The following is a 26547-nucleotide window of genomic DNA, read 5'->3' as shown; positions in this document are numbered from 1 at the left end:
CAAATGCCCTTGTCGGACCTGATCCGCTCAGTTCATGAAGCCGATGCGGCTGCGTGCCGACGGCCCGCGCGGCAGGTCGGCGCTGCGCAGGGTGCTGCGGCCTTCCAGCCGGGCGTTGCCGAAGGCCACCATCAGCGCACGCCGCATCTCGCGGGGTGCGAGGCCGGCCAGTCGTTCCAGCACCATGTCCGCCGGCGCGTCGTCGAAGCGGCTGCCCCAGTCGTGGCTGGCGCGGATCGACTGGTAAAGCCGCAGGGCGATGTGGCGGGCCTGGTCGGCCGTGGGTGTCGGCACCTCGAACACATTCATGCGGTTCAGGATGGGGTCCGGAATGCCCCGTGCGTCGTTGGCGGTGGTGATCCACACCACCTGGCTGGCGTCGATGGGCACCTCGGCGAATTCGTCGACGAAGGCGCCCGCGGTGTCGTGTTCGAGCAGGCTGTACAACGCGCCGAGCGGGTCGTATTGGGCATCGGCGCTGGCCTTGTCGATCTCGTCGACGACGATCACCGGGTTGGCATATTGGCCGTCGACCAGGGTCTCGAACACCTTGCCGGGCCGGGCACCCTTCCACTGTGATGCCGAGCCCGACAGCAGCCAGCCGGCAGTCATGGAACCCATGGGCACCAGGTTCATGCCGGTGCCGATGAGGTCGGCCAGGGCGCGTGCGAAATGGGTCTTGCCGATGCCGGGTGCGCCCAGCAGCAGCATGGGTGTCACCTCCAGGCCGTCGCGGCTGTCCTGCGACAGGGCGACATGGCGGCGCACGTCGTCCAGCACTTCGGTGAAGTTGGGCAGGTCGTCGTAGAGCTGCGCCATGTCGGGGATGCCCGCGGGCTTGACCTGGAAGCGGTCCGGGCCGCGCTCCAACATGCGTTCGTAGGTGTTGCGCAGGCTTTCATGTTCGCGCTGGTCACCGGTCATGCCGTGCAGCTTGTCGAGCTTGCGCTCGACGTCCGAGGGGGTGAAAACACTGCGCACTTGTGCGATGGGCAAAGTGAACGGCAGGGTGACGCTGCTGGCCGTAGCCGGTGAATCCGCAAAAAGACGTGATTCCATCGAGCACTCCCTGAAGTGAGTCATGACGGATTCATTGCAGCACAAGGCGTGCCAGCCGTCCATGTGTCGAGCAGCGGTGTAGCAGTCTTCCTACCCCGCTATTCGACAAATGGAAAGTCGCGAAAAGTCGCGACGCGGTCAGCCGGCAAGCAGGTCGCGCAGCGTCCGTGCGATCACCTTGGTGGCGGCGCGCAGGTCATCCAGCAGCAGGTTCTCGTCGGCGCGTTTGGCGTTCGACTCCAGCACGGTGCGCGGACCGGCACCGTAGATGACACCCGGAATGCCGGCCTCGGCGTACAGGCGCACATCGGTATACAGCGGCGTGCCCATGGCCGGAACGTCCTCGCCCAGCACCGCCTTGCCGTGGCGCTGGATGGCATCGACCAGCGGCTGGTTGCCTGCCAGCGGCCGCATCGAGCGGGCCAGCAGCAGGCGGCGCAGATCGACCGTCACGCCCGGTACCGTGGCCGCGGCGTCGGCGATGACCTTGCGGATGTCGGCCTCGACCGCCACCGGGTCTTCTTCCGGAATCATGCGGCGGTCGATCTTCAGCACGACCTTGCCCGGCACCACGTTGGTGTTGGTGCCGCCCTCGATGCGGCCGACGTTCAGATAAGGATGCTCGATGCCCTCGACGTCCGAAGTGACCTGCCGGTAGAGCGTGTTCTGTGCGTACAAGGCGTTCAGCACCGCGACCGCGCCTTGCAGGGCGTCGATGCCGGTAGCCGGCACGGCGGCGTGGGCCATGCGGCCGTGCACGGTGACCTCCATCTGCAGGCAGCCGTTGTGGGCGGTGACGACCTCGTGGCTGAAGCCGGCGGCGATCAGCAGGTCGGGTTTTGTTAGGCCCTTCTTCAGCAGCCAGCCGGGGCCGAGTTCGCCACCGAATTCCTCGTCGTAGGTGAAGTGCAGTTCGACCGATCCCTGCAGCGCTGCGCCCAGCGATTCGAGCGCCTGCACCGCGAAACTGAAGCTGGCGAAGTCGCTCTTGCTGACGGCGGTGGCGCGGCCGTACATGCGGCCATCGACGATCTCGGCGCCATAGGGCTCATGGGTCCAGCCATCGCCGGGCGGCACCACGTCGCCATGCGCGTTCAGGGCGATCACCGGGCCCTGGCCGGGCTCGCCGTAAGGCCGGCGCACGATCAGGTTGGTGATGGATTCCATGCCGGCCGCATGCACTTCGGACGCCGGTACAGGATGGTGTTCGGCCTCGAAACCGAAGCTTTTCAGCAGCTCGGCGGTGCGCTCGGCATGCGGTGCGTTGTTGCCGGGCGGGGTGTCGGTCGGCACACGCACCAGCGCTTGCAGAAACGCCACTTCTTCGGCGAAATGGGCGTCGATCCAGGCGTCGAGCCGGGCGTAGTCTTGGGTGAATTCGGGCATCGGGAAACCGTGTGGATAAAGGTGTTCAGGTGGCGTCCGAAGCCAGGCCCGAAAGGATGTGGCCGAAGGCCAGAACCGCCAGCTCCATGTCGTCGGCCGTGCTGCTTTCCAGCGGGTTGTGGCTGATGCCGGCGTTTTCGCCGCGCACGAACAGCATGGCCTGCGGCATGGCCACATGCAGTTTCATGGCGTCGTGACCGGCGCCGCTGGGCATGCGGTATAGCGGCAGGCCCAGGGCTTCGACTGCGCGTTCCCAGCGCTGCTGCCAGGCCGGTGCGCTCGGTGCGGCCGACGCGCGCATGGCTTCGTCCAGCTTGAGCGATACGCCCCGGCGGGCGGCGATGGCCCGGGCTTCTTCCAGCACGTCGGCCACCAGCGCATCGCGCTGCGGGTCGGTCGGTGCGCGCAGGTCCAGGCTGAACAGCGCGCGGCCCGGCACCACGTTGATCGAGCCGGAAGGCACCTGCAGCTGGCCCATGGTGGCGACCGAATCGCCGTCCTGCGCCGCCCGTTTTTCCAGGTACAGGGCGAGTTCGGCAGCGGCGGTGGCGGCATCGCGGCGGCGGTTCATCGGGGTGGTGCCCGCATGGCTGGCCATGCCGGTGAATTCGCCCAGGAAACGCACGCCGCCGTTGATCGAGGTGACGATTCCGAGCGGCAGGTTCAGTTCGTTCAGCACCGGTCCCTGTTCGATGTGGACTTCCACGAAACCCAGGTACGCCGAGGGGTCGCGTTGCAGCGCCGGGATGTCCTCGATCCGCAGGCCGGCCTGTTCCATGGCTTCGCGCATGCTGATGCCGTCGACATCGCGCTGGTCCAGCCATTCGGGCCTGAAGTCGCCGACCAGTGCGCCCGACCCCAGGAAGGTCGCCTTGTAACGCTGGCCCTCTTCTTCGGCGAAGGCCACGATCTCGATGCCGAAGGGCAGGCGCTGGCCGGACCGGTGCAACTGCTGCACACAGGCCAGTGGCACGTAGATGCCCAGCCGGCCGTCGTACTTGCCGCCGTTGCGCACGGTATCGTAATGCGATCCGGTCATCAGCGCGGGCGCGTCGGGGCGGCTGCCTTCGTAGCGGCCGACGACGTTGCCGACCGCGTCGATGGCAACGCTGTCGCAGCCGGCGTCCAGCATGTCGCGTTCGATGCGGCTGGCGCAGGCGCGGTGGGCGTCGGTCAGGTAGGTGACGGTCAGCTGGCCGGCTTCCTTGAAACCCGGGTCGCTGAATTCGGCCAGGCGCTCCTGCCAGTCCCAAACCTGGTTGCCGATGGTGGGCGACACGTCGAACTTGTCGGCCAGCCGGATCTCGGCGATGCGGTGGATGTTGCGCAGCGCCTCTTCACGCTCGAAGTCCGGATGGTGGTCCAGCCGGCGGGCGAAGGTGTCGATGATCTGCTGGCGGGCCAGCCCGGTGCCGCGCGGGCCGCGCACCGCCATCACGAAAGGGAAACCGAAACGTTCGTTGTACTGCGCGTTGAGTTGCTGGATGCGCTCGAATTCTTCCGGGCTGCATTCGGTCAGCCCGGCGCGCGATTGTTCGCCGGTCGATTCGGCCGTCAGCGACTTCGACACCATGGCCTTGCCGGCGAGTTCGGGATGGGCGCGGATGAGGTCCAGCTGCGCCTGTTCGCCAGCCGACGACACCGTCTGCGCCAGCGCGTGCTTGAACTGCGCCAGTGAGCTGAAAGGCGCCGACCGCAGCACCGTGCGTTCGACGATCCAGGGCGAGTGTTCGTACAGGCCGTCCAGCAGCGCGGCGGCTTCGGCCGGGCTGGCGGCATTGATCTGGTCGAGGGTCAGCTTGCTCATCGGGCGGCCTCCGCATAAGGGTGCCGCGCCATCCAGTGGCGGGCGATGTCGATACGTTTGCAGACCCACACGCGGTCGTGGCTTGCGATGTGATCGAGGAATTTCTGCAGGGCCACCATGCGCCCGGGCCGGCCCAGCAGCCGGCAATGCATGCCGATGCTCAGCATGCGCGGGGTTTCGGCGCCTTCGGCATACAGCACGTCGAAGCTGTCGCGCAGGTAGGTGAAGAAATCGTCCGACTGCACAAAACCCTGCGGCATGGCGAAACGCATGTCGTTGGTGTCCAGCGTATAGGGCACGACCAGGCGCGGCACGGTGCTGCCGTCGCTGCGGGCGACTTTCATCCAGAAGGGCAGGTCGTCGCCGTAATAGTCGCTGTCGTAGAGGGTTTCGCCGGCATCGGCCAGCAGCCGGCGGGTGCGGGGGCTGTCGCGGCCGGTGTACCAGCCCAGCGGACGGGTGCCGGTCAGCTTTTCGATGGCGTCCATGCCCATCTGCATGTGTTCGCGTTCCACCGCTTCGTCCAGGCTCTGGTAGTGGATCCAGCGCCAGCCGTGGCAGGCGATCTCGTGGCCCAGTTCGACGAACGCCTGGGCCGCTTCGGGATAACGCTGCAGCGCCATGCCGACACCGAAGACGGTCAGCGGCAGCTGGCGTTTCTCGAATTCCCGCAGGATGCGCCACAGGCCGACCCGCGAGCCGTATTCGTAGATGCTTTCCATGCTCATGTGGCGGTCGGGGTAGGCGGCCGGGTTGAACATTTCGGAAAGGAATTGCTCCGAGCCGGCGTCGCCGTGCAGCGTGGCGTTTTCTCCGCCTTCCTCGTAGTTCAGGACGAACTGCACCGCGATGCGGGCCTTGCCGGGCCAGTCGGCCTGCGGCGGATTGCGGCCGTAGCCGGCCAGGTCGCGGGGGTAGGGCAGGGTGGTGTCGAATGTCTGGGCCATGGCTGGGTTGCGTGGTGGCGTGATGTCAGGCGGCTAGCGCCTTGGCGATGTCGTTGCTGGGCATGCGGCGGTCGAAGACCAGGTTTTCCTCGACGTTGCACAGGTGTTCGTCCATCAGTTTCGCGGCCAGTTCGGCATCGCGGGCGGCAAGCGCCTTCACGATGTCGGCGTGTTCTTCGTAGCTGTGCGCGGCGGCGGCCGACGACTGGTACATCAGCGTGATGAGGGCGCAGCGCGAGATCAGGTCGTCCAGCAGTTGCGCCAGAACGCTGTTGCCCATCAGCTCGGCCATGCGCACATGGAAATCGCCCAGCAGGGCGGTGCGGCCGGGCACGTCGTCGCGTTCGACGGCGGCTTTCTCGAGCGCCACATGGGCCTTCAGGGCTTTGATGCGCGCGGGGGTGCTGGTGCGTACGAAATCGCGGGCCATGCCGGTTTCGAGCATGCGGCGCACCGCGAAGACCTGGCGGGCTTCATCGGCCGAAGGCGCCGAGACAAAGGCGCCGCGCGCCGGTTCCAGTCGCACCAGCCGGTTTTGCGCCAGCTGGAACAAAGCTTGCCTCACCAATGTGCGGGACACGCCGAAATGATCGGCCAGCTTCTGTTCGGCCAGCTTCGCGCCGGGGTGCAGGCGGTGTTCGACGATGGCCCGTGTCAGGGACTCGACGATGGCGGTGGTCGTCGAAGAGGACCCGGCTGGAAGAGGCTGCATGGTCGGGGAAGAGGGTCGGGTGAAGGTAAAAGTGTATACACTTTTGGTCGACTGCGAACCGGGTTCGTCCAGGTTCGCCAGCCGCCAGGCGGTTTTCATTCATTGCAAGCAAGGAGCATTCCGATGGGCCTCAGCACCCACGTGCTCGACACGATGCACGGCTGCCCCGCAGCCGGCATGTTGGTCGCGCTTTTCACCACGCAGGGCGACGAAAGCACGCTGGTGCGCCGTTACACCCTCAACGCCGACGGCCGGACCGACACGCCGCTGTACGACGCTGCCAGCCTGAAGGCCGGCACCTATCGCCTGGTGTTCGATGTGGAGGCATATTTCTCTGCGCGCGGCGTGGCGCTGCCGCAGCCCAACTTCCTCGGCCGGGTGTCTCTGGACTTCGGAGTGGCCGATGTCAGCCAGCACTACCACGTGCCCTTGCTGGTCAGCCCGTGGAGCTACTCCACCTACCGCGGAAGTTAACGTTGGCCTTCGGTCAGCGTGTCCAGCTGGAACTTGCCGCTCTTGTCCCACAGCCAGGTGTCGGTATAGGTCATGCGGCCGATGCGGGCCGGTGCCGGGAAGGGCGAGGCGCGGCGCACCGTGGCCTCGATCTCGCGCACGACCTCGGGCGCATGGCTCGGCGCCCGCATCCAGCTCATGCCGGTGACCCGGCCGGTGGCATCCAGATGCACCTGCAAGGTGCCGATGGCGTACAGCAGGGGCGGCAACTGCCCCTTGTAGATGCGCGCCGCGTTCAGGCCGTAGAGGTGGCTGGCGCCGTCCTGCCGGTAGGCGCGTTCGGTGGTGGCCGACGAGATGCGGGCCGAACCCTGGTTGCCCGGAACCGGCCCGACGACCGCGCCGGCGTCCTGCGCACGTTCCTCGGCGGTGGGCGGCGTCAGGTCGGGCGGGCCCGAACGGCAGGACACGAGCAGCGCCGCGATGCCGCCAAAAAACGCGGCGATGCGGCGGGGGATGGATTTGGACGATGGGGCCATGGGCGCCGAGTGTCGCAGCACTTGTCGCCGCCTGTCTGCCGGAGCAAGCCCCGATGACGCCGCTGAAACGGCTGCTGGACGGCCTGGCATCCGACGCGGCGGTGCTGGTCGAGATCGTCGCCACCCAGGGCTCCGCGCCGCGCGAGGCCGGCACCTGGATGGCGGTTTTCGGCGACCGCCTGGTGGGCACCATCGGCGGTGGCAGGCTGGAGTTCGACGCCATCGCCGAGGCCCGCGCCACCCTGGCGGGCGGGCCGCCGGCTGCCGGGCCACGCCGCTACGCCCTCGGCCCGTCGCTCGGCCAGTGCTGCGGCGGAGTGGTCCACCTGCGCTACACGCCAGTGGCTGCCAGGGACATCGCCAGGCTGCGCACCGGGCTCGCCCGCCAGGGCGCGCCGGTCGCGCTGTTCGGCGGCGGCCATGTCGGTTCGGCGCTGGCGCGGGTGCTGGCCTCGCTGCCTTTCGCGCTGACCTGGATCGACAGCCGCGACGAGATATTCCCGCCCGACATCCCGCGGGGCGACGCCGAACTGGTCTGCGAACATTCCGACCCGATACATGCGGCCGTACCGGGGCTGGCACCTCAGTCGCGGGTGCTGATCATGAGTTTCAGCCATGCCGAAGACCTGGACGTGGTGGCCGCCTGCCTCCTGCGGCAGCGTCAGCAGGGCGACCTGCGCTTCATCGGCCTGATCGGCAGCCACACCAAATGGGCGACCTTCCGCCGCCGGTTGATGGCGCGCGGTTTCACGGAGGAAGAACTCGCCGCCGTCACCTGCCCGATAGGCGTTCCCGGTATCGGCGGCAAGGAACCCGAGGTCATCGCCGTGGCGGTGGCGGCACAGTTATTGCAGACGCTGCCAGCGTGATGCGCGGCGGCGGCCGGCTTTCTGGATACACTCGCGCCCACAAAAAATTCATGGCCGCAGCGGAGCATGGGTGCTCTTTTCAACCGTCGGTTCGACCATCGTTTGAGAGACACCCCGGTTCGCGGCCCATGCTGCTCAGAGCGCCCGCAGTGGTGAGCAGTGGTCATCCCGGGAAAGACGGCGACACCCCTTCGCCGCAAGGTCAGGACCAATGGAAAGTTATCTGCTCGACTGGGCCAACCTGCTGCTGCGCTGGGTCCATGTCATCACCGCCATCGCCTGGGTCGGTTCCTCCTTCTATTTCGTCTTTCTCGACAGCAGCCTGACGACACCCGAAGACGAAGCCCTCCGCAAGGAAGGCGCTACCGGCGAGTTGTGGGCGGTGCACGGCGGCGGTTTCTACCACCCCGTCAAATACCAGGTGCAGCCGCCCAGGCTGCCCAGCCACCTGCATTGGTTCTTCTGGGAAAGCTATAGCACCTGGCTGTCCGGCCTTGCGCTGTTCACGGTTTCCTACCTCTGGAACGCCGGCACCTACCTGGTCGACAAGTCGCGCATGGAATGGGCGCCGGGCGCGGCCATCGGCGTGGCACTGTCGTTCCTGGTGATCTTCTGGATGCTGTACGACTTCATCTGCCAGACCTTCGGCAAGAAGAAGAACGGCGACGCGATCGTCGGCGGCCTGGTGCTGGTGCTGGTGTGCATCGCCTCGTGGCTGGCCTGCCACTGGTTCGCCGGCCGGGCGGCGTTTCTGCTCGTAGGTGCGATGCTGGCCACCAGCATGAGCGCCAACGTGTTCTTCTGGATCATTCCCGGCCAGAAGACGGTGCTGGCATCGATCAAGGCCGGCCAGGCGGTGGACCCGATCCACGGCGCGCGCGGCAAACAGCGCAGCGTGCACAACACCTACTTCACCCTGCCGGTGCTGTTCGCGATGCTGTCCAACCATTACAGCTTCACCTGGAGTCATCCGCAGAACTGGGCGGTACTGATCCTGATGATGTTCTCGGGCGCGGCCATCCGGCAGTTCTTCGTGCTGCGCCACGGCTACAAGCTGGGACGCAACCGCCATCCCTATCCGTATGCACTGGTCGGACTGGCGGTGCTGGGCAGCGTCATCTGGTGGCTGCGTCCTGCGCCGGTGGCGCCGGTCGATCCGGCGCGGGCGGCCGCGGTCGCCGCCGCGCCGGTCGGTTATGCGCAGGTGCAGCCGGTGCTGGAACAGCGCTGTTACCAGTGCCACGGTGCGGCCCTGCAGATGAAGAACGTGCGCCTGGATTCGCCGGAGAACCTCAAGCTCCATGCGGCAGCCGTGTACCAGCAGGCGGTGGTCGCCAGGACCATGCCGATGAACAATGCCACCGGCATCACCGACGACGAACGTGCATTGCTCGGCCGCTGGTTCCAGGCCGGCGCGAGTGTCGCGCCATGAGCGCCACGACAGAACGCACCCTGCTGATACGCAACGCCGCCTGCATCGCCACCCAGGACGACGCCGGCCGCGAACTGCGCGACGCCTCCATCCTCGTCCGCGGCAATGTCATCGAAGCGGTCGGCCCGGCGGACGCCATGCCGCTGATGGCCGACGAGGTGATCGACGCGCGCGGTCACCTGGTGGTGCCGGGGTTGATCAACACGCATCACCACATGTACCAGTCGCTCACCCGGGCGATTCCGGCGGTGCAGAACGCCGAACTGTTCTCCTGGCTGCAGGGGCTGTATCCCATCTGGTCGGGCCTGACGCCCGAGATGGTGCAGGTGTCCACCCAGGTGGCGATGGCCGAATTGCTGTTGTCGGGCTGCACCACCAGCAGCGATCACCTCTACATCTATCCCAACGGCGTGCGGCTGGACGACAGCATCGAGGCGGCATTGGCCATCGGCATGCGCTTCACCGCCTCACGCGGCAGCATGAGCGTTGGGCAGAGCGATGGCGGTCTGCCGCCGGATGCGGTGGTCGAGCGCGAAGACGCCATCCTGCGGGACACGCAGCGGCTGATCGAGTCTTTCCACGACGCATCGCACGGCGCCATGACCCAGGTGGCGGTGGCGCCGTGTTCGCCGTTCAGCGTCAGCCGCGACCTGATGCGCAGCAGTGCCGAACTGGCGCGGTCCTACGGCGTGCGGCTGCATACCCACCTGGCCGAGAACGATCACGACATCGCCTACAGCCGCGAGAAGTTCGGCTGCACCCCTGCCGAATACGCGGAGTCCCTGGGCTGGCTGGGGTCGGATGTCTGGCATGCGCACTGCGTCAAGCTGGATGCCGCCGGCATCGGGCTCTTCGCCCGAACCGGGACCGGCGTGGCGCATTGCCCGTGTTCGAACATGCGGCTGGCTTCCGGCATCGCGCCGGTGCGGCGCATGCTGGATGCCGGGGTTCCGGTCGGGCTGGGGGTCGACGGCAGCGCCAGCAACGACGGCGCGCAGATGGTGTCCGAGGCCCGGCAGGCCTTGCTGCTGGCCCGGGTCGGGCGGGCGCTGGAACCTTTTGGTTGTGATGCCGGGCCATCCGAGATGACGGCGCGTGATGCACTTTCCCTTGCCACCCGGGGCGGCGCCCGCGTACTGGGCCGGGCGCACGACATCGGGCAGATTTCCGTGGGCTATTGCGCGGACCTGGCCCTTTTCGATTTGTCCGTCCTGGGTTTCGCCGGAGGAGCTGTGCACGACCCGGTCGGGTCCCTGCTTCTGTGTGCGAGCGCGGCGGCTGCATTTACCGTGGTCGATGGGCGGATCGTGGTTCGGCAGGGGCAGCTGGTTTCGGTCGAACTGGAGCCGCTGGTGGCGCGACACAACGCCCTGGCGGTTTCCCTGGCTTCCGGCGGTTGACGTTCAGGGAGCAGCCGAAGCCGCTGCCATGGCCTGTTCCCAGATCCGCTTCGGCACATGCGTCTTCAGGCGATGCACCAGCAGGTCGACGACTTCCTGGTCGACCGAATGCCCCAGGCCGGCGATCACATCGGCTGTGACGTCGCCCCCGAGCCCGATCCACCGTTCGGCAGCGGCAACCGAATGCTCATGTGCAATGACCGGATCCCTGCGCCCGTGGATCAGGTGGAGCGTGGTCTCGGAAGGTGCCACGGCGGGTAGATCCGCAAACCGCCCGGCAAGCGAAATCACCCGCCCCGCCAGCACCGCGCCCGGCCGCTGGGTCGCTGCCAAGGCCATGATCGCCCCCTGTGAAAAACCCACCAGCGCGGTCTGCGCCGCCGACGTACCGGTCTTCTCCTGGAAGCCCCGGACCGTTTCGACAAACCGCGGAAGCGCTGCGGCGATCCGCCCCGCCCGGCTCTCCTCGGTGACGCCGACAACCGAGAACCACTGGTAGCCGGCACCCATGTCCGACACATCCGGCCCGCGCACGCTGATCACCGCGGCGGAAGGGAATTCCTCCGCCAGTCGTTCACCGACCGACACCAGGTTTTCGGGTGTGCTGCCCACCCCGTGGAACAGCAGGAAAAGTTGGCCCGGTTCCCCCTCGGGCATCTGGACGACGACGTGCTCGGACATGTGTGTTGTTCTCCAATCAGGCCGGATATTGTCCAACGGCATCGTGCAGACGGGGCCTGGTCGGGTTATCTCAGCGTGCCTGTGCGGCCCCCGGCCACAGGCGCACCACCAGCGCACCGGCGGCGAACACGGTGGACAGCAGCGTGACACCCATCCAGCCCCAGCCGGCCAGTGCCTGGCTGCCCAGGGCCGAGCCTGCCGACATGCCGATGAACACGCAGACGAACAGCACTGCATTCAGGCGGCTGCGGGCGGCCGGCTCGATGCTGTAGACGATGGTCTGGTGGGCGATCAGCGTGGCCTGGATGCCCAGGTCGAAACCGATGGCGCTTGCGGCGATCAGCCAGACGCGGGTGCTGGTTTCCATGTCGGGCATGGCGAACATCAGCCCCATCAGCGCGAAGGACAGGATGGCGACGACGGCACCGAGCCGCGTGACCAGTTCGGGGCCGCGCCTGTCGGCGAGCCGTCCGGCCAGGGGCGCAGCCAGCGCACCGGCCGCACCCGCCAGGCCGAAGGCGCCGGCGGCGGCGCTGCCCATGTGGAACGGTGCGCCGTGCAGCATCACGGCCAGCGTCGACCAGAAGGCACTGAAGGCCACCGACAGCAGGCCTTGCGCCAGAGCGGCGCGGCGCAGTGCGCCGTGGCGCTGGAACAGCGTGATCAGCGAACCCAGCAGCGCGCCATAGGCCAGTTGCGTGGTCGCCTTGAAACGCGGCAGGCCCCGCGCCACCGCCAGCCCCACCAGCGCGATGCTGATGCCGGCCACGATGAACATGCTGCGCCAGCCGAAATGCTCGGCCAGGAAACCGCTGACCACCCGCGACAGCAGGATGCCCATCAGCAGCCCGGTCATCGCGGTCCCGACCACCTTGCCGCGGCTGGCTTCGGGCGCCAGCGTGGCGGCGGCGGGAATCACGTCCTGGGCCAGGGTGGCGGTCAGGCCGATGACCAGGCTGGCCGCGAGCAGCACCGAGATGGAAGGCGCGAAACCGGCCACCAGCAGTGCGGCGCACAGGACCGCAGCCTTGACCAGGATGATGGTCCGGCGGTCGAACCGGTCACCGAGCGGCGCCAGCAGCAGGATGCCGAACGCATAACCCAGTTGTGTGAGTGTCGGCACGAGGCCGATCAGCCGGTCCGAGACACCCAGCGCCGGGCCGAGCACGCCGAGCATCGGCTGCGCATAGTAGATGGATGCCACCGACAGCCCGGCGCTGCTGGCGAGCAGAAAGATCAACGCCGCCGGCAGCGCCTGGGTTGCAGGTTGCGGCGCGGCATTCACATGCGTTGCTTGAATGGAGGACATGGTGTTTACCCTGATCAACTGAACCGGCCGCCAGTGTGCTTTGGTCGACGCGTTGCGCATAGACGGTTTGTGCGTTTAGCCGTCATGCGTCATCCGCATAAAATCTTCCGATGGACGATCGCCAAAATGCGCCCGGAAGCCTGGGTTCGACCGACCGCATCGAACTGATGGCGACTTTCGTGCGAATTGTCGAAAGCGGCAGCATCTCGGCGGCGGCCAGCCAGATGGGTACCACGCAGCCGACCATCAGCCGCCGGCTGCAGGCACTCGAGCGGCAACTGGGCCTGCGGCTGATCAAACGCTCTACCCATGCCATGAAACTCACCGAAGACGGCCAGCGCTGCTTCGACGGTGCCCGTGAACTGTTGGCGAGCTGGCAGGCCTTCGAGGCCGACTTGCGCGGTGCCGGCGACGAACCCGAAGGCACCTTGCGGGTCATGGCGCCGCACGCCTTCGGCCAGTCGCAATTGCTGCGGGCCGTGGGCGACTATCTGGGCCGATACCCGCGGGTGTCGATGGAATGGCTGCTGCACGACCGCACGCCGGACTTCATCGCCGACAGCGTCGACTGCGCCATCCAGGTAGGCGAGGTGACCGACCCCAACGTGGTGGCGCTGCAACTGGCGGAGATTCCCCGTTTCGTGGTCGCCGCGCCATCGTTGCTGCAGGGCCGGCCGCTCATCGCTCAGCCGTCCGACCTGATGGCCTTGCCGTGGCTGGCGCTGCGCACTTTCTATCGCACCGAACTCACCCTGTCGCAGCGGCAGACCGGTGAGTCGCACCGGCTGGCCTTCAGGCCACGGTTGAGCACCGACAGCCTTTATGCGCTGCGCACCGCTGCGGTGGACGGCCTGGGTGTGGGCGTCGGTTCGGCCTGGCTGTTGTCGGACGACCTGGCCGCCGGCCGCCTGGTGCACCTACTGCCGGACTGGCAGGCATCGCCGCTGCCGATGTACCTGGTGTACCCGCACGCCCGTTTCTATCCGGCGCGGCTGCGCCGTTTCCTCGAGATCATCCGGGAAGCGGTGCCGGGCTCCATCCAGGGTGCCTTGCCGCCCGGCACCTTGTCGCGGACTTCTGCCTAAAGCCCCAGGTCCGACAGGCTCGGGTGGTCGTCGGGGCGGCGGCCCGGGGGCCAGTGGAACTTGCGGTCCTGCTCGGCGATGGCCAGGTCGTTGATGCTGGCGAAACGACGCCGCATCAGGCCCTGGGCGTTGAATTCCCAGTTCTCGTTGCCGTAGCTGCGGAACCAGTTCCCACCGTTGTCATGCCATTCATAGGCGAAACGCACGGCGATGCGATTGTCGGTGAAGGCCCACAGTTCCTTGATGAGCCGGTAGTCGAGTTCGCGCTGCCATTTCGCGGTGAGGAAAGCGTGGACTTCGGCGTGGCCGGTGGGGAAGTCGGAGCGGTTGCGCCACTGCGTGTCCTCCGTGTAGACCTGGACCACACGGTCGGGGTCGCGGGTGTTCCAGGCGTCTTCGGCCATGCGGGTTTTCTGCACGGCGGTTTCCGCGGTGAATGGGGGGAGCGGGGGTTTGGAGGGGGTCATGGTCCGCACGATAACGGAGGTAGACAGGTCTGTCTACAATGGGCGCATGACCAACGCCGTTGCACATACTTTTTCGTCTGCCCGTGATCGGCTTTTGCGTACGGCGCATGACCTTTTTTACCGAGACGGGATTCGGGCGACCGGGATCGACCGGGTGATTGCCGAAGCCGGGGTGACGAAGGTCACTTTCTATCGTCACTTTGCCGGCAAGGATTTATTGGTCCGTGCGTTTCTGGATTATCGGCACGATGTCTGGATGGGCTGGTTCATCGATTCGCTCGGACGGCATGGTGCCGAATCGCGCGGGTTTTCCGCCTTGCCGGATGTGCTGGAGGAATGGTTTTCTTTTCCTGTATTTCGCGGCTGTGCCTTCATCAATTCAGCTGCGGAAACAGCGGGGGATTTTTCTGATACCTGTGCGTCGGGCTTGGCGCACAAGTCCGAAATGGCCGGCATCATTTCCTTGCTGGGCAAGCCGGAAAATGCCGGTGTGGTCGCGCTTCTTATGGACGGGGCTATCGTGCGGGCGCAGATGGGAGACGCGGTTTCTGCGCTTTCTGATTTCCGGCTCGGCTTATCGCGGCTGGAGCATTGAACAAATAAAAAAGGCCGCCCGAAGGCGGCCTGATCAATCAGGGAAACACTTCAATAACCATTGGCGCCGCCATTGCGCCGGTTGTCCGCAGCGCCGCTGTAGACAGGGAAACCATTGGCGTCATAACTGACGGAAATCCCGCTCAGGCCGCTCAGTAGCCCGGTGGCCGCGGCGCTCGATCCGCTGCCATAAGCTGAAATCAGTGGCGCCACCTGGGCGGCGAGCGTGCTGCCGGCTTCCAGCTCGGCGATCCCGTTCTGGCCGCTGAAGTTGGGCGCATTGATCGCCGCCTGCAGGTCCATGCCATAGACCTCGTGACCCAGGAAGGTCTTCACGATGTAATCGGGAATCGGGCCGCCGCCGGCAGAACCCCAGACCAGCTTCAGCTTGCCGGCCGCATCGAAGGCGATGGACGGCGAGATGGAGCTGCGAGGACGTTTGTAGGCCGCATAACCGTTCACATCCAGCCCCGGCGTGCTGGCAGAGAAGTTCGACAGCGCGTCGTTGATCATCATCCCCGCCGCCTCGATGTGCGCACCCCAGTGGGTGTTGATCGTGGTGGTCATCGACAAGGCGTTGCCGTAGCCGTCGATGACGGCCACGTTGCTGGTGGTGTTCCAGTCTTCCTCGTGCGCCGGCTTGCCGGCAGCCGCCAGCATCGTGGCCCTGGCCGAGGTCTTGCGCAGTGCGAGCGTGTCGTAGCTCGACGGGCTGGCGTTGGCAGCGAAAGCCGGGATGCCGTCCGCCGTTCCACCCGCGGCGACGGTGCCGATGGCGGTCGCGCCGATCTGCAGCGCACGTGCGTCGAGGTAACTCGGACTCAGCAGCACGGAGATGCGGTCACGGGTATTGGAATACGCCGGGTCGCCGACGATGTTGCGGCGGTCGGCATTGGCCAGGCGGCTGGCTTCAGTCGCCAGGTGCAGGTAGTCGACGCCGTTGAAAGCGGTGGCCGCGATGTTCTTGCGTTCCAGCAGGCCCAGTGTGTACAGCTGCACCACACCACCGAACGACGGCGCCGGCTGGGTGTAGATGGTCATTCCGAAACGGGTGGCAGACAGCGGCTGGCGCTCTACCGCCTTGTAGGTGCCGAAGTCGGCCGTCGTCATCAGGCTGGGGATCTTGGCGATGGTGCTGGCCACCGAGGGCGCCGCGGCGGTGCCGGCGGTCGGCAGGATCGACGCGCAGGGCAGCTGGCCGGTGGTCAGCTTGGCGACGACGGCGGTGGCGATGGGGCCGCTCGGGTTGTAGAAGGCGGCGGCGCCACCGTCACGCACCAGGGCCAGGGTGCTGGCCAGCTCGGGGTTCTTGATGAGTGTGCCGACGGCCAGGGGTTTTTGTTTGGTGGTGTCGCTCGGTTCGCAGTAACGGGCGTTGATGTCCGGATATTTGCAGCGCGGCGCGCCCTTGGCGGTGCCGGCCGAATTGACCCAGGCCGATACACCGGTGCCGGCTGTGACCGGGTTGCCGTCGTCGTCGAACTCTGCCGAGTCGGCGTACAGGGTGGAATACATGTACTTCGTCATCGGGAAGCCGTTGTTGGCCAGCGCGATGGCGTCGTCCCACAGGGCATTCCAGGCGGTCTTTCCGTAGGCGTCATGCACCATGTTCAGCACGGCGACGGTGCCCGGCACGCCCACGGCGCGGCCGGAAATATTGGTATTGCCCTGTTGCGAGGAGATGCTGGCACCGACCGTCAGGCCGGTCTTGCAGACAGGGCTGACATCCTGCGCCACGGCCTTGTAGATATCGGGCTGTCCGCCGGTGTTGGCAGGTGCCGCCGACAGCCCGTCGAAGGTGCGGACCTTCTTGCTGGCCGCGTCGTAATAGGTGATGACACTGCCGCCGAACAGGCCGGACGCGAAAGGTTCGTCCACACCCAGCACGGCCTGCACCGCGATGGTCGCGTCGATGGCGGTGCCGCCCTTGGCCAGCACCTTGCAGCCAGCGGCGGACGCCTGCACGTCGGCCGAGGTGACCATCATGTTGGTGCCGGTGATGCCCACGGTCTGGCCGTAGGGCGCGCCCGCCTGCTGGGTGCAGAGGGCCGGGTCGAAGGTCACGGTGCGGACCGGGGTCACCGGCACTACCGGAGCAACCGGCGTGACGGGTGTCACCGGGGTGACCGTGCCGGTGCCGACGACGGTCGGGGAATTGGCGCCACCGCATCCAGCCAGGAGGCTGAGAGCGGCGAGGGTGATGAGGGAATGCGATTTCAGCGCCATGTCGGTGCAAGCGTTTCAAAGATAAGGTTTGGACATCGGAAGATGCAATGTCCATGCCATCAGTCCTCGCTCACATCGGGCGTTTACCGAGTGGTTGCAAAAGCGTTTTTCCGGTAGCCGGCAGGGACAAGATCGCTGACTGCCACTCGGAAGCCTTGGTTTTTGTAGGATGGCGCCTACTTACAATGGTTGTTCCAACCCTCTTTTCCCGAATGACATCATCATCCGCTCAACGCTCCGGTATCTCGACCGACTTTCCCGCCTGTAGCGGAATAATGAGCGAGCAGGTGCGGTTGTTCGACTGGTCGGCCACGCCGCTGGGAGCCATCGAATCCTGGCCGGCCAGCCTGCGTGTCGCCACCGACATGATCCTGGCCTCCCATTTCCCCAAGTGCCTGGTGTGGGGGCCGGCGCTGATCACCATCTACAACGACGCCTTCCGGCCGATCCTGGGGGGCAAACCCGAAGCCTTGGGTCGGCCGTTTTCGGACGTCTGGTCGGAGGTCTGGGACACCCTGGCGCTGGTGGTCAAGCGTGCCTACGGCGGCGAGGCCACCTATGTCGAGGACTTTCCGCTTGAAGTGAACCGCTCCGGTTTTCTGGAGCCGGCGCATTTCACCTTCTGCTACAGCCCGGTGAGGGACGAGGCGGGCAATGTCTGCGGCATGATCGACACGGTGATCGAAACCACCGCCAAGGTGGCGGCCCAGCGCCAGTTGAGCCAGTTCGCGGATTCGTTGGCCAGGCAGGTGGCTGAACGCACGGCCGACCGTGACCGCATGTGGCGCCTCTCGACCGACGTCATGACGGTGCTGGACGGCAATCACAGGGTGCTGACCGGCAATCCTGCCTGGACCAGCGTGCTGGGCTGGACGGCGGCCAAATTGCAGGGCCGTGACTTTCTGTCGCTGCAGGCGGCTGCCGATCGCGCCACCGTCGCGGCCGAGCTCCGTCGTTTCGACGAGGGCGTCACCACCGTGCGTTTCGAAGGCCACGCGTTGCACCAGGACGGCAGCACCCGCCTGCTCATGTGGACGGCGGTGCGCGACGAAGGCCGCATCCACGCGGTCGGCCGCGACATGACCGCCGAACGTGAAGCCAGCGATGCCCTCAAACGCAGCGAGGCAGCGCTCTACCAGTCGCAGAAGATGGAAAGCGTCGGCCAGCTGACCGGCGGCGTGGCGCACGACTTCAACAACTTGCTGCAGGTGGTGTCCGGCAATCTTCAACTGCTGGCCCGCCTGAACGCCGGCAACGAGCGCGGCGAAAAACACGTCACCAACGCCCTGGCGGCCGTGGCCCGCGGCGCCAAACTCACCAGCCAACTGCTGGCTTTCGCCCGCCGGCAGCCGCTGGAGCCCAAAGTGGTGAATATCGGCCGGTTCGTGTCCGGCATGGACGACATGCTGCGCCGCAGCCTGGGCGAGTCGATCGAGATCGAGACCATCGTCTCCGGTGGCCTGTGGAACACCCTGGCCGACCCGTCGCACGTCGAGAACGCACTGCTCAACCTGGCCATCAACGCACGCGATGCGATGGACGGCGCCGGCAAGCTCACCATCGAAGCCGGCAACGCCTCGCTCGACGAAGCCTATGTGCGCCAGCACGACGAAGTGACGGCCGGCCAGTACGTCATGCTGGCGGTGACCGACACCGGCAGCGGCATGCCGCCGGAGGTGCTGGCCAAGGTGTTCGACCCGTTCTTCACGACCAAGGCCGAGGGCAAGGGCACCGGCCTGGGTTTGTCGATGGTCTACGGTTTCGTCAAGCAGTCGGGCGGCCACATCAAGATCTACAGCGAACTGGGCCACGGCACCACCGTGAAGATGTACCTGCCGAGGGTGAAGCAGGCCGAAGATGCCCGGCCGGTGGAAGCCAGGCTGGCGATGGTGGGTGGTGAAGAAACCATCCTGGTCGCCGAAGACGACGACGACGTGCGCGCCACGGTGGTCGAACTGCTCGGCCAGCTGGGCTACCGGGTGCTGCAGGCGCGCGATGCGGCGTCGGCGCTGGCCATCGTCGAAAGCGGCATCGCCATCGACCTGCTTTTCACCGACGTGGTGATGCCCGGCTCCTTGCGCAGCCCCGAACTGGCCCGCCAGGCGCGTGAACGCCAGCCCGACGTCGCCGTGCTGTTTACCTCGGGCTACACCCAGAACGCCATCGTGCACGGAGGCCGTCTGGATGCCGGCGTCGAACTGCTTGGCAAGCCTTATACGCAGGATGCGCTGGCGCAGAAGATCCGCCGCCTGCTGGACCAGCGGCTGACAGCGAAGGCCTAGGCCAGGAAAGTCTCCGCCAGCCGGCTCCAGAAAGCGGCTCCCACCGTCAGGTTGCCGTCGTGGAAGTCGTAGCGGGGGTTGTGCAGGCCGCGTCCGCCCTGCGCCGGTCCGTTGCCGATACGCACCAGTGCACCGGGGCAGGCCTGCAGCATGTAGGCGAAGTCCTCGCTGCCCATAAGGCGCGGAAACTCGGTGTCGACCTGGCCCTCTCCCACCAGTTCGGTTGCCACCGCGGCAGCCAGCGCCACTGCCTCGGCCGCATTCACCACCACCGGATAGCCGGCGATGTAGCGGATCTCGGCGGTGGTGCCGTAGGCCTGGGCGGTCGAGTGCACCAGCGTGGTGATGCGTTCCTTCATCAGCTCCCGCACGGCCGGGCTGAACGACCGCACGCTGATGCCGATCTCGGCCTCGTCGGGGATCACGTTCAGCGCGTCGCCCGCCCGCAGCCGTCCGACGGTGACCACTGCCGATTCGGCGGGGTCGATGTTGCGCGACACCACCGTCTGCAGCGCCATCACGACCGCCGCTGCCGCCACCAGCGGATCGACCGCCAGGTGCGGGCGCGCCGCATGGCCTCCGACGCCCTTGAGGGTGATGAACACCCGGTCGCCGGCCGCCATGAAGGCGCCGGCGCGGGTCATCAGGTGGCCTTGCGGTGCACCCGGATGGTTGTGCATGGCGAACACCATGTCGCAGGGGAAACGTTCGAACAGTCCGTCCTCGACCATCGCCTTGCCGCCGCTGTCGAACCCGCGCTCTTCGGCCGGCTGGAAGATCAGGTTCAGCGTGCCGGAAAAGTTGCGGGTGGCGGCCAGATGCTGCGCCGCGCCCAGCAGCATCGTGGTGTGGCCGTCGTGGCCGCAGGCGTGCATCAGGCCGGGCGTGCCGCTGGCGTAGGGCAGGCCGGTGTCTTCCTGGATGGGCAGTGCGTCCATGTCTGCACGCAGGCCCAGGCGCCTGGCGCCGTCGCCCACTTTCAGGGTGGCGACCAGCCCGGTCCGGCCGATGCCGCGGGTGACGTCGTAGCCCCAGCTTTCCAGCTTGCCGGCCACCAGTGCGGAGGTCTGGTGTTCGGCAAAAGCCAGTTCGGGGTGCTGGTGGATATGGTGGCGCAAGCTGGCCAGTTCATCGTGCAGCGGTTGCAGGTCGACGAGCTGCGTCAGGTTCTTTTTTTCGGTTGCCGCCACGGTCATTCCATCGTGATGTGGTTGTCGCGCGCGATGCGCTGATAGAACTTGATGCGTTCCTGCGTTTCCTTGGCGTAAGCCTTCGGCGAGATGTCTTCGGGGACGATCATTCCCTTCTCGACCCAGACGGCCTGGGTCGCTGGTTCGGCCAGGATCTTGCGGGTGGCCTGGTAGAGCTGCTGGACTATGGCGTCGGGCGTCCTGGCGGGGGCGGCCAGGCCGTTCCACGAACTCAGGTTCAGGTCGGGCAGTTTCAGTTCGGCGAAGGTCGGCACCTCCGGCAGTTGCGGCACACGCGAGGGCGCTGCCACGGCCAGCGCGCGCAGCTTGCCGTTCTGGATGTTGCCCAGGTTCGACGACAGGTTGTTCCAGGTCAGCTGCACCTGGCCGCCCAGCAGGTCGGACAGTGCGACGCCGGCGCCGCGGTAGGGGATGTGGGCCATCGGGATGCCTGCCTGGCTCTTCAGAAGTTCCATGCTCAGGTGCGACACCGAACCGGTGCCGGCGCTGGCGTAGTTGAGCGCCGTGGGGTTGGCGCGGGCATATTTCACCAACTCCGCGAAGTTGCGGATCGGCAGGTCGGCGTTGCACAGCAGCACGTTCGACAGGCGGCTGATCAGGGTGATGCAGGCGAAGTCGTTGACCGCGTCATAAGGCAGCTTCGGGTTCATCGCCGGGTTGACCACATGGGTGCTCTGCGAGGTGACGATGAGGGTGTAGCCGTCGGCAGGCGCCTTGGCGACATAGGTCGAACCGATGGCGCCTCCCGCGCCGCCGCGGTTGTCGATCACCACCGGCTGGCCCAGCACTCGGGCCAGCCGGTCGGCGATGAGGCGGCCCGAGACGTCGACCGAACCGCCAGGCGTGAACGGCACCACCAGGTTGATCGGGCGGCTGGGATATTTGTCGGCGGCCAGGGCTGGCAGGCACAGGCCGGCGAGGCTGCCTGCGGCGGTGGCGGATAGGAACTGGCGGCGGTCGATGGTCATGGTCGGAAACGGTTCGGCAAGAACTGGAAACTGGATCGAAGCCGCGAAGGGTAGGCATGCCGCACCGGGCCGGCAAACGACAAAATCATGCCGAGTGATGACATGATGTAATAACCGTAATGAAGCTGAATTCTCCTTCGCTGGTCGAGCTGCATGCTTTCCTGGCCGTCTGTCGGCTCGGAAGTTTCCGCCAGGCTGCCGAAGTTCTGTGTGTCACGCAGGCCGCGGTCAGTCGGGCGGTCCAGCGGCTGGAACAGCACCTGGGCGGCTGCCAGCTGTTCGAACGTTCGCCGCGCGGTGTGGTGCTGAGCGAGCAGGGCCGGCAGCTACGCCAGCTGACCGAGCGCCATGTGATGGCGCTGGAATCGGCCACCGCGATCTTCCAGCAGCCACGCCTGGTCAACCGGCTGCGGCTGAGTGTCATCCCGACGCTGGGCACGCAGTGGCTGATGCCGCGGCTGCCGCTGTTCCGGGCACTGCATCCGGACATCGACATCGAGATGCGGCAGTTCCGGCACGACGAGGATTTCAGCCGCGACGACGTAGACATCTGGATCGACGTCAAACGTCCGCGACGCCGCTGGCCGGCGCGCCTGTCGGTGGTCTACCTGCTGGGCCGCGACATCGTGCCGGTGTGTGCGCCCGAGGTGCTGGCGCGCCTGAAGGAGCCAGCCGACCTGTGGGGCGAAGTGCTGCTGCACCACACCAACTTTCCTGAGAACTGGGCGCGCTGGGCCAACCTCGCCGGGTTGCCCGCGCCACCTCGGCTGGGCCCGGGTTACGACCTGAGCATCAATCTGGCGTTCGCCGCCAAGGCCGGGGCAGGGATCGCCATCACTCAGCCCTGCCTGGTCGAAAAGGAACTGGCCCGCGGCGAACTGGTGGTGCCTTTCGACCTGCCGGTCTCGACCGGGCGCGGCTACTTCATGTGCGTGGATTCGCTGCTGCCGCCGACCACCGGCCGGCAGGCTTTCGTGGCCTGGGTGGAGGCGCAGGCCCGGTTGACCGAGGCGGGCGAAAAGGCGCTGGTCACGCGCGCTGCGGCAGTATCTCGGATACCCGTTCCGCCGGCCGGCAAAGACGGGTTCCCAGCGGCGTCACCACGATCGGCCGGTTGATCAGCACCGGGTGCGCCAGCATGGCGTCGATCAGCTGGTCGTCGGTGAGAGAAGGGTCGCGCAAGCCCAACTCCTGCACCAGTGTTTCCTTGTCGCGCAGCAAGGCACGAAGGGGTTCGCCACTGTCGGCGGCCAGGCGTTTCAGGGTGGCCCGGTCTGGGGGCGTCTTCAGGTATTCGATGACGGTCGGTTCTTCGCCGGTTTCGCGCAGCAATGCGAGCGCGTTGCGCGAGGTTCCGCAGGCGGGGTTGTGATAGATCGTGTTCATGGCGAGGGGGCGGGGCTGCCTTCAGACGGCAGCAAAAAAGCGCTGGAAGCGCGAATCCTCACGACTGTATCCCGGCCTGGCTCGCTTGAAATGCGTGGGGGTCACCTCGACCGATTCGACCGCATCCACGCTGCAATACACCCAGTCCTGCCCGGGCATGAGTTCCCTTCCGACTGTTTGCCAGCCGCTGATCCAGGCACCGCCGTCATGGCCGATGCCGACCGCATGCGGCTCGATGGTGCGGCGTGCGCCGCGGTATACGAAAGACACGGCTTTGCGGGCCTTGACGGCGGCGATCAGCAAGGGCAGGGGCAGCAATTCTTCTCTCCGGATGGCTTTCAGGTTGCCGAAGATAGGAGGCTTTGCCGCGCCCGGGGTTACTTGGTGCAACGCTGGCCGGCGCCGCCTTGCGGGTTTTGCCGGACGTGACGGACAGCCAACTGACAGGCAGCCGGGCAAGACTCGCGGGATCGGCCCGATCGAGGCCGGCTGACCGGAGACATGTCGATGCCTGTTCCTTCCGCCTTCCTTTCACGCGGCATGGCCGCCGCCGCTGCCGCGCTGGTCGTCGTGCTGAGCGGATGCGCCGGCACCACGCCGGGCCGGGTGGCCCGCGCCGCGCCGCCCGCCACCGACTGCACCGCCTGGGTCGGCACCGACCGTAACCAGCAAATGCCGGGTTACCTGCTGCCGCAGGCCGGCGGCGCGACCGTCTGCGTACCACTCGGCGTCAGTGCCAACCGGCCGGCTCCGGGATATGTCGGCGACTACTACGTCGACGAATTCACCGATGCCCGCATCAAGCAACGCTGGCTGGCCTGCAAGGCCGACGCGGCGTGTTTCCAGCGGGTGGATGCGCAGATGCAGCGCTGGCTGCCGCCCAACAAGGCGCGCTCGACCCGTTCCACCGGCACGGTCGATCCGTCCGGCCGCATCGATCCCGAACAGGCGGTGAACCTGGCCGACATCCGGCGTCCGGCGTTCTTCGCCAGGGAGCCGTACCGCGAGGGGATCGCGCAGGCGGACAGCCGCACCTCCATCGTCGAGTTCACCGTGCCGCGCGACACCTTCGAACGCATCGACCTGAAAATGACCGACCCGATCCACCTGCGTGGGTGGTACGTCGAAGGCACCGGAGTGGACGACGGCAGGGGCGGACGCATGCGTGCACTGGTGGTGTTCGCGCCGGGCGGCGGCGGCCAGCTGACGGCGATCCAGCATCCCGACGAACAGGCCTACCGCATCGATCCCGCGACCGGCAAGACGGTGGACTTCAAGTTCCCCAATGCCACCACCGAAACCATGGGCCAGCGCTGGTACCGGCAGAACCTGCAGGCGCTGAACGAAGCAGGTTTCGACGTGTTGGCCTACGACCGGCGCGGCGAGGGCATTTCGGGCGGTTTCAGCGACACCAACACACTGGAACAGGGCGAAGACGTGTTCAGGGTGCTGGAGCAACTCGACAGCGGGCGCGGCATGCGGCTGCTGACCCCGCAGGGCCAGTTGCTGCAGGGCGAAGCCGCGGTCGGCAGGCTGGCGGGCGGGCAACGCTTCACCCGGTTGCCGATGCTGCTGGCGGGCTATTCGCGCGGCTCGATGTCGACCGCATGGGCGATGACCAGGAACTTCTCCGAGTCGTGCAGCTACGACATGCCGACGCCCGAATGCGTGCCCGCCAAGGGACGGCAGAACATCCGCGGCGCGATCCTGCTGTCGTCCTTCGCCAGCGGCGCGGGTTACCTGCCCGCATCGCCGGATCTGGCCGACCGCAACCTGTTCCTGGGTGGCATGGCGCTGGACCACCACATCCTGTTCTATCCCAACTCCGCCCCGCTGGCCGGCATGCCCAGGTGGCCTGCCGCGTTCTTCGGCAAGGGCCTGTGGGACCGGGCGGAGACACTGGAAGGCACCATCGCCGCCTATGACCGGATCCCGGGTGCACGGGAGATCGTGGTCGCCCGCGCGCCGCATTCCATGGAGACCTGGCCGGAGAGCGACAAGGCCTATCTGCGCGAACGCATGGTGGCCTTCGCCAGGGTCGCCATCGTCGGCGGCACGACGGTGCCGGGCGCCAAACCCTGGACCGACCTGAAAAGCCTGGTGGCCACCACGCCGGATTCGTGGGAGCCGTCTTCGGCCCCGAAGAAGTGAAGAGAATCCGGGGATGGATTTCGCCGACATCGCATCCCTGGAACAACGCGGCTTCAATGCCTGGCCCGCTCGCAGCACCTTGCTGATCGACGGCTGGGTCTGCCGCCTGAACGGTGGTTTCACCAAACGCGCCAATTCGGTCAATGCGGCTGTCGCGGGTGCCTCCCTGGAAGGTGCGCGCGAGGCTGCCGAAGCGCTGTACCGCCGCCACGGGTTGCCCTGCATCTTCCGGTTGTCGCCACTGGCCTTGCCCGATGCCGACAGGGCGCTCGAACGGGCCGGCTACACCTTTTTCGATCCTTCGCAGGTGGCCCGCATCGCGCTGACGTCGACGGCATCGACCGATGCGGTGGCGGTGACGTCCACCGCGACCGACGCATGGCTGGACGGCTTCGCCCTGGCCAACGGCGTGCGCCCGGCCGACCAGGCGGTTCACCATGCGATGGTGCGGTCCATCGCCTTGCCCTGCGGTTTCGCCACACTGCGCCACCAGGGCGAGGCCATCGGTTTTGCCCTGGCGGTGGTCGAGCGCGAAGCGGTCGGTTTCTACGACGTGGTGGTGGCGCAGGCCCATCGGGGGCAGGGCCACGGCAGCATGCTGATGCGCGCCTTGATGGCTTGGGGAAAGGCGCAGGGCGCGTCGGCCGGCTACCTGCAGGTGCGCGAGCAGAACCAGGGTGCGCGCCGGCTGTATGCCAGGCTGGGTTTCGAGGACGTCTACGGTTACCACTACCGCATGCCGCCGACCGCTGCTTGAAACCGGCGAGAACCCTGAACGTCCGCGAGAATGCTCACCTTGAAAACGGAAGGAAACGTCGCATGATCGTGCGGATCGAAATCGAAGGCAGCCGTGCCGGCTTCTATGAATACCGGGTGGTCTACGAGGCCGAAGAGCTGTATTCCGACGCCGGCCTGGCCTCGCTGGCCGACTGCCTGGTGGGCGCGGTCGAAGGCATGGCGCCGCACATGATCGCGGCGGAAATCTGGTATCGCGGCATCGTGTCCGGCACCTACACGCTGCCGGTCATTGCAGGCAACCTGGATTACATCGCCCAGCACGCCCTGAACACCACCGATGCCATCCACGAAGCCACTGGCGACGGCCTCCAGGACATGGAAGACATGTGAACCCAGGTCACCGACCCGCGTGATTCACCCATAATCCCCGTCCATGATCGCCCAGCGCACCGCCCGACTGATCGCCCGCTTCGTGCTGGCGTGGTTCGTGTCGTACCTGGGCGCGGCAGTGGCTTCGCCGCTGGTGCATCCGTCCGTTTCGTTCGAACTGGTGTGTTCGGGCGCCGGCACCGCAAAGCTCATCAAGAAGACCGACGGCGGCGCCGAATCTTCCGCCGCCAGCATGGACTGCCCGCTGTGCGCCCCCGGCGGCGCACCGCCACCTTCGGTCCCGGCCCTGGCATCCGTGCCGCCGCAGCCGCTGGCCTATGTGCTGCGCGCCATTCCGGCAGCCCGCATCGCGGCCATCACCGCCGCGCCGCTGCCGGCGCGCGGGCCGCCCCGCGTTTCCTGAAATCAGCAGTCCCGCGCCCGGCCGAACAGCCCGGTGCGGAGCCCCGGCGTTC

At 66.7% G+C, this 26547-nt stretch carries 26 protein-coding genes; 12 read left to right on the top strand and 14 right to left on the bottom strand.

Annotation, left to right across the window (positions count from 1 at the left end; genetic code table 11):
* Nucleotides 1-27 precede the first annotated feature (27 nt).
* The 5 genes from AC3ANW_RS17660 to AC3ANW_RS17640 all read right to left on the bottom strand — a co-directional run bounded on the left by AC3ANW_RS17660 (nt 28) and on the right by AC3ANW_RS17640 (nt 5911).
* Nucleotides 28-1059, bottom strand: coding sequence for an AAA family ATPase (locus AC3ANW_RS17660; RefSeq protein ID WP_488342151.1), 1032 nt, complete (start codon nt 1057-1059; stop codon nt 28-30).
* A 138-nt stretch (nt 1060-1197) separates the two neighbouring features.
* A complete protein-coding gene (locus tag AC3ANW_RS17655) occupies nt 1198-2445 on the bottom strand; it encodes a M20 family metallopeptidase (protein ID WP_488342150.1) in 1248 nt (415 codons plus the stop codon).
* 25 nt (nt 2446-2470) lie between these two features.
* Nucleotides 2471-4252, bottom strand: a complete 1782-nt coding sequence (uraD, locus tag AC3ANW_RS17650; RefSeq protein ID WP_488342149.1) for a 2-oxo-4-hydroxy-4-carboxy-5-ureidoimidazoline decarboxylase — start codon at nt 4250-4252, stop codon at nt 2471-2473.
* The gene (gene puuE / locus AC3ANW_RS17645) at nt 4249-5199 is read right to left on the bottom strand and encodes an allantoinase PuuE (protein ID WP_488342148.1); all 951 of its coding nucleotides are present in this window, start codon (nt 5197-5199) and stop codon (nt 4249-4251) included. Before puuE ends, uraD begins: the two co-directional genes overlap by 4 nt.
* Nucleotides 5200-5224: 25 nt before the next feature.
* Nucleotides 5225-5911 carry a GntR family transcriptional regulator gene (locus AC3ANW_RS17640; RefSeq protein WP_488342147.1) on the bottom strand — a complete coding sequence of 229 codons (687 nt, stop codon included), beginning with the start codon at nt 5909-5911 and terminating at the stop codon, nt 5225-5227.
* Nucleotides 5912-6034: 123 nt separating this feature from the next.
* Between AC3ANW_RS17640 and uraH the strand changes: the two genes are divergently transcribed.
* Nucleotides 6035-6385 (top strand): hydroxyisourate hydrolase, encoded by a 351-nt coding sequence (gene uraH / locus AC3ANW_RS17635; RefSeq protein ID WP_488342146.1) that lies wholly within the window; start codon nt 6035-6037, stop codon nt 6383-6385.
* Here the strand turns inward: uraH and AC3ANW_RS17630 are convergent.
* On the bottom strand, nt 6382-6903 hold the full coding sequence (locus AC3ANW_RS17630; RefSeq protein WP_488342145.1) for a hypothetical protein: 522 nt from the start codon (nt 6901-6903) through the stop codon (nt 6382-6384). The genes uraH and AC3ANW_RS17630 overlap by 4 nt on opposite strands.
* A 53-nt stretch (nt 6904-6956) precedes the next feature.
* Here AC3ANW_RS17630 and xdhC point away from each other — a divergent pair, with 53 nt between their 5' ends.
* The 3 genes from xdhC to AC3ANW_RS17615 all read left to right on the top strand — a co-directional run bounded on the left by xdhC (nt 6957) and on the right by AC3ANW_RS17615 (nt 10604).
* The gene (xdhC, locus tag AC3ANW_RS17625; protein ID WP_488342144.1) at nt 6957-7772 is read left to right on the top strand and encodes a xanthine dehydrogenase accessory protein XdhC; all 816 of its coding nucleotides are present in this window, start codon (nt 6957-6959) and stop codon (nt 7770-7772) included.
* Nucleotides 7773-7983: 211 nt separating this feature from the next.
* Entirely contained in the window at nt 7984-9204 is a 1221-nt protein-coding gene (locus AC3ANW_RS17620) for a urate hydroxylase PuuD (protein ID WP_488342143.1), read from the top strand.
* The gene (locus tag AC3ANW_RS17615) at nt 9201-10604 is read left to right on the top strand and encodes an 8-oxoguanine deaminase (RefSeq protein ID WP_488342142.1); all 1404 of its coding nucleotides are present in this window, start codon (nt 9201-9203) and stop codon (nt 10602-10604) included. The genes AC3ANW_RS17620 and AC3ANW_RS17615 overlap by 4 nt, the downstream gene beginning before the upstream one ends.
* 3 nt (nt 10605-10607) lie before the next feature.
* Here the strand turns inward: AC3ANW_RS17615 and ypfH are convergent, their stop codons facing one another.
* Nucleotides 10608-11285 (bottom strand): esterase, encoded by a 678-nt coding sequence (ypfH, locus tag AC3ANW_RS17610; protein WP_488342141.1) that lies wholly within the window; start codon nt 11283-11285, stop codon nt 10608-10610.
* 70 nt (nt 11286-11355) lie between these two features.
* On the bottom strand, nt 11356-12594 hold the full coding sequence (locus tag AC3ANW_RS17605) for an MFS transporter (protein ID WP_488342140.1): 1239 nt from the start codon (nt 12592-12594) through the stop codon (nt 11356-11358).
* A 110-nt stretch (nt 12595-12704) separates the two neighbouring features.
* Between AC3ANW_RS17605 and AC3ANW_RS17600 the strand changes: the two genes are divergently transcribed.
* Nucleotides 12705-13679 carry a LysR family transcriptional regulator gene (locus tag AC3ANW_RS17600; RefSeq protein ID WP_488342139.1) on the top strand — a complete coding sequence of 325 codons (975 nt, stop codon included), beginning with the start codon at nt 12705-12707 and terminating at the stop codon, nt 13677-13679.
* On the opposite strand, the gene AC3ANW_RS17595 is transcribed toward AC3ANW_RS17600, so the two are convergent.
* Nucleotides 13676-14146: a nuclear transport factor 2 family protein gene (locus AC3ANW_RS17595; RefSeq protein WP_488342138.1), complete on the bottom strand. Its 471-nt coding sequence runs from the start codon at nt 14144-14146 to the stop codon at nt 13676-13678. The genes AC3ANW_RS17600 and AC3ANW_RS17595 overlap by 4 nt on opposite strands.
* 46 nt (nt 14147-14192) lie before the next feature.
* On the opposite strand from AC3ANW_RS17595, the gene AC3ANW_RS17590 reads away from it, so the two are divergent.
* Nucleotides 14193-14741 carry a TetR/AcrR family transcriptional regulator gene (locus tag AC3ANW_RS17590; protein ID WP_488342137.1) on the top strand — a complete coding sequence of 183 codons (549 nt, stop codon included), beginning with the start codon at nt 14193-14195 and terminating at the stop codon, nt 14739-14741.
* A gap of 50 nt (nt 14742-14791) precedes the next feature.
* Here the strand turns inward: AC3ANW_RS17590 and AC3ANW_RS17585 are convergent, their stop codons facing one another.
* Complete coding sequence (locus tag AC3ANW_RS17585; RefSeq protein ID WP_488342136.1) at nt 14792-16966, bottom strand: gamma-glutamyltransferase family protein; 2175 nt, start codon at nt 16964-16966, stop codon at nt 14792-14794.
* A gap of 275 nt (nt 16967-17241) precedes the next feature.
* Between AC3ANW_RS17585 and AC3ANW_RS17580 the strand changes: the two genes are divergently transcribed.
* Complete coding sequence (locus AC3ANW_RS17580; protein WP_488342135.1) at nt 17242-19248, top strand: hybrid sensor histidine kinase/response regulator; 2007 nt, start codon at nt 17242-17244, stop codon at nt 19246-19248.
* Here the strand turns inward: AC3ANW_RS17580 and AC3ANW_RS17575 are convergent.
* Both AC3ANW_RS17575 and AC3ANW_RS17570 read right to left on the bottom strand, forming a co-directional pair.
* Complete coding sequence (locus AC3ANW_RS17575) at nt 19245-20444, bottom strand: M20 aminoacylase family protein (protein WP_488342134.1); 1200 nt, start codon at nt 20442-20444, stop codon at nt 19245-19247. The genes AC3ANW_RS17580 and AC3ANW_RS17575 overlap by 4 nt on opposite strands.
* Nucleotides 20441-21427 (bottom strand): Bug family tripartite tricarboxylate transporter substrate binding protein, encoded by a 987-nt coding sequence (locus AC3ANW_RS17570; RefSeq protein WP_488342133.1) that lies wholly within the window; start codon nt 21425-21427, stop codon nt 20441-20443. The genes AC3ANW_RS17575 and AC3ANW_RS17570 overlap by 4 nt, the downstream gene beginning before the upstream one ends.
* Nucleotides 21428-21546: 119 nt before the next feature.
* Here AC3ANW_RS17570 and AC3ANW_RS17565 point away from each other — a divergent pair, with 119 nt between their 5' ends.
* A complete protein-coding gene (locus AC3ANW_RS17565) occupies nt 21547-22545 on the top strand; it encodes a LysR substrate-binding domain-containing protein (RefSeq protein ID WP_488342132.1) in 999 nt (332 codons plus the stop codon).
* Here AC3ANW_RS17565 and arsC read toward each other — a convergent pair.
* Together arsC and AC3ANW_RS17555 are read right to left on the bottom strand one after the other, a co-directional pair.
* Complete coding sequence (gene arsC, locus AC3ANW_RS17560) at nt 22457-22813, bottom strand: arsenate reductase (glutaredoxin) (protein ID WP_488342131.1); 357 nt, start codon at nt 22811-22813, stop codon at nt 22457-22459. The genes AC3ANW_RS17565 and arsC overlap by 89 nt on opposite strands.
* 21 nt (nt 22814-22834) lie before the next feature.
* A complete protein-coding gene (locus AC3ANW_RS17555) occupies nt 22835-23131 on the bottom strand; it encodes a hypothetical protein (protein ID WP_488342130.1) in 297 nt (98 codons plus the stop codon).
* A 189-nt stretch (nt 23132-23320) separates the two neighbouring features.
* Here AC3ANW_RS17555 and AC3ANW_RS17550 point away from each other — a divergent pair, with 189 nt between their 5' ends.
* From AC3ANW_RS17550 to AC3ANW_RS17535, 4 genes are all read left to right on the top strand, one after another.
* Complete coding sequence (locus tag AC3ANW_RS17550; protein WP_488342129.1) at nt 23321-24964, top strand: alpha/beta fold hydrolase; 1644 nt, start codon at nt 23321-23323, stop codon at nt 24962-24964.
* 13 nt (nt 24965-24977) lie between these two features.
* Nucleotides 24978-25721, top strand: coding sequence for a GNAT family N-acetyltransferase (locus tag AC3ANW_RS17545; RefSeq protein WP_488342128.1), 744 nt, complete (start codon nt 24978-24980; stop codon nt 25719-25721).
* Between the two features lie 62 nt (nt 25722-25783).
* Entirely contained in the window at nt 25784-26092 is a 309-nt protein-coding gene (locus AC3ANW_RS17540; RefSeq protein WP_488342127.1) for a hypothetical protein, read from the top strand.
* A gap of 43 nt (nt 26093-26135) precedes the next feature.
* On the top strand, nt 26136-26495 hold the full coding sequence (locus tag AC3ANW_RS17535) for a hypothetical protein (RefSeq protein WP_488342126.1): 360 nt from the start codon (nt 26136-26138) through the stop codon (nt 26493-26495).
* Nucleotides 26496-26547: the final 52 nt, after the last annotated feature.

Source organism: Xylophilus sp. PBN-3R (assembly GCF_057747805.1).
Note: the sequence above shows the minus strand (reverse complement) of the source record. Positions and strands in the feature narration are given on the sequence as shown.

Coding starts and splice junctions, on each gene's coding strand:
- xdhC (WP_488342144.1), top strand. CDS start 6,957: ATGACGCCGCTGAAACGGCTGCTGGACGGCCTGGCATCCGACGCGGCG.
- AC3ANW_RS17660 (WP_488342151.1), bottom strand. CDS start 1,059: ATGGAATCACGTCTTTTTGCGGATTCACCGGCTACGGCCAGCAGCGTC.
- AC3ANW_RS17550 (WP_488342129.1), top strand. CDS start 23,321: ATGCCTGTTCCTTCCGCCTTCCTTTCACGCGGCATGGCCGCCGCCGCT.
- AC3ANW_RS17640 (WP_488342147.1), bottom strand. CDS start 5,911: ATGCAGCCTCTTCCAGCCGGGTCCTCTTCGACGACCACCGCCATCGTC.
- AC3ANW_RS17605 (WP_488342140.1), bottom strand. CDS start 12,594: ATGTCCTCCATTCAAGCAACGCATGTGAATGCCGCGCCGCAACCTGCA.
- AC3ANW_RS17600 (WP_488342139.1), top strand. CDS start 12,705: ATGGACGATCGCCAAAATGCGCCCGGAAGCCTGGGTTCGACCGACCGC.
- AC3ANW_RS17565 (WP_488342132.1), top strand. CDS start 21,547: ATGAAGCTGAATTCTCCTTCGCTGGTCGAGCTGCATGCTTTCCTGGCC.
- AC3ANW_RS17655 (WP_488342150.1), bottom strand. CDS start 2,445: ATGCCCGAATTCACCCAAGACTACGCCCGGCTCGACGCCTGGATCGAC.
- AC3ANW_RS17535 (WP_488342126.1), top strand. CDS start 26,136: ATGATCGCCCAGCGCACCGCCCGACTGATCGCCCGCTTCGTGCTGGCG.
- uraH (WP_488342146.1), top strand. CDS start 6,035: ATGGGCCTCAGCACCCACGTGCTCGACACGATGCACGGCTGCCCCGCA.
- AC3ANW_RS17585 (WP_488342136.1), bottom strand. CDS start 16,966: ATGGCGCTGAAATCGCATTCCCTCATCACCCTCGCCGCTCTCAGCCTC.
- AC3ANW_RS17540 (WP_488342127.1), top strand. CDS start 25,784: ATGATCGTGCGGATCGAAATCGAAGGCAGCCGTGCCGGCTTCTATGAA.
- AC3ANW_RS17545 (WP_488342128.1), top strand. CDS start 24,978: ATGGATTTCGCCGACATCGCATCCCTGGAACAACGCGGCTTCAATGCC.
- AC3ANW_RS17615 (WP_488342142.1), top strand. CDS start 9,201: ATGAGCGCCACGACAGAACGCACCCTGCTGATACGCAACGCCGCCTGC.
- uraD (WP_488342149.1), bottom strand. CDS start 4,252: ATGAGCAAGCTGACCCTCGACCAGATCAATGCCGCCAGCCCGGCCGAA.
- AC3ANW_RS17595 (WP_488342138.1), bottom strand. CDS start 14,146: ATGACCCCCTCCAAACCCCCGCTCCCCCCATTCACCGCGGAAACCGCC.
- arsC (WP_488342131.1), bottom strand. CDS start 22,813: ATGAACACGATCTATCACAACCCCGCCTGCGGAACCTCGCGCAACGCG.
- AC3ANW_RS17575 (WP_488342134.1), bottom strand. CDS start 20,444: ATGACCGTGGCGGCAACCGAAAAAAAGAACCTGACGCAGCTCGTCGAC.
- ypfH (WP_488342141.1), bottom strand. CDS start 11,285: ATGTCCGAGCACGTCGTCGTCCAGATGCCCGAGGGGGAACCGGGCCAA.
- AC3ANW_RS17570 (WP_488342133.1), bottom strand. CDS start 21,427: ATGACCATCGACCGCCGCCAGTTCCTATCCGCCACCGCCGCAGGCAGC.
- AC3ANW_RS17590 (WP_488342137.1), top strand. CDS start 14,193: ATGACCAACGCCGTTGCACATACTTTTTCGTCTGCCCGTGATCGGCTT.
- AC3ANW_RS17620 (WP_488342143.1), top strand. CDS start 7,984: ATGGAAAGTTATCTGCTCGACTGGGCCAACCTGCTGCTGCGCTGGGTC.
- puuE (WP_488342148.1), bottom strand. CDS start 5,199: ATGGCCCAGACATTCGACACCACCCTGCCCTACCCCCGCGACCTGGCC.
- AC3ANW_RS17630 (WP_488342145.1), bottom strand. CDS start 6,903: ATGGCCCCATCGTCCAAATCCATCCCCCGCCGCATCGCCGCGTTTTTT.
- AC3ANW_RS17580 (WP_488342135.1), top strand. CDS start 17,242: ATGAGCGAGCAGGTGCGGTTGTTCGACTGGTCGGCCACGCCGCTGGGA.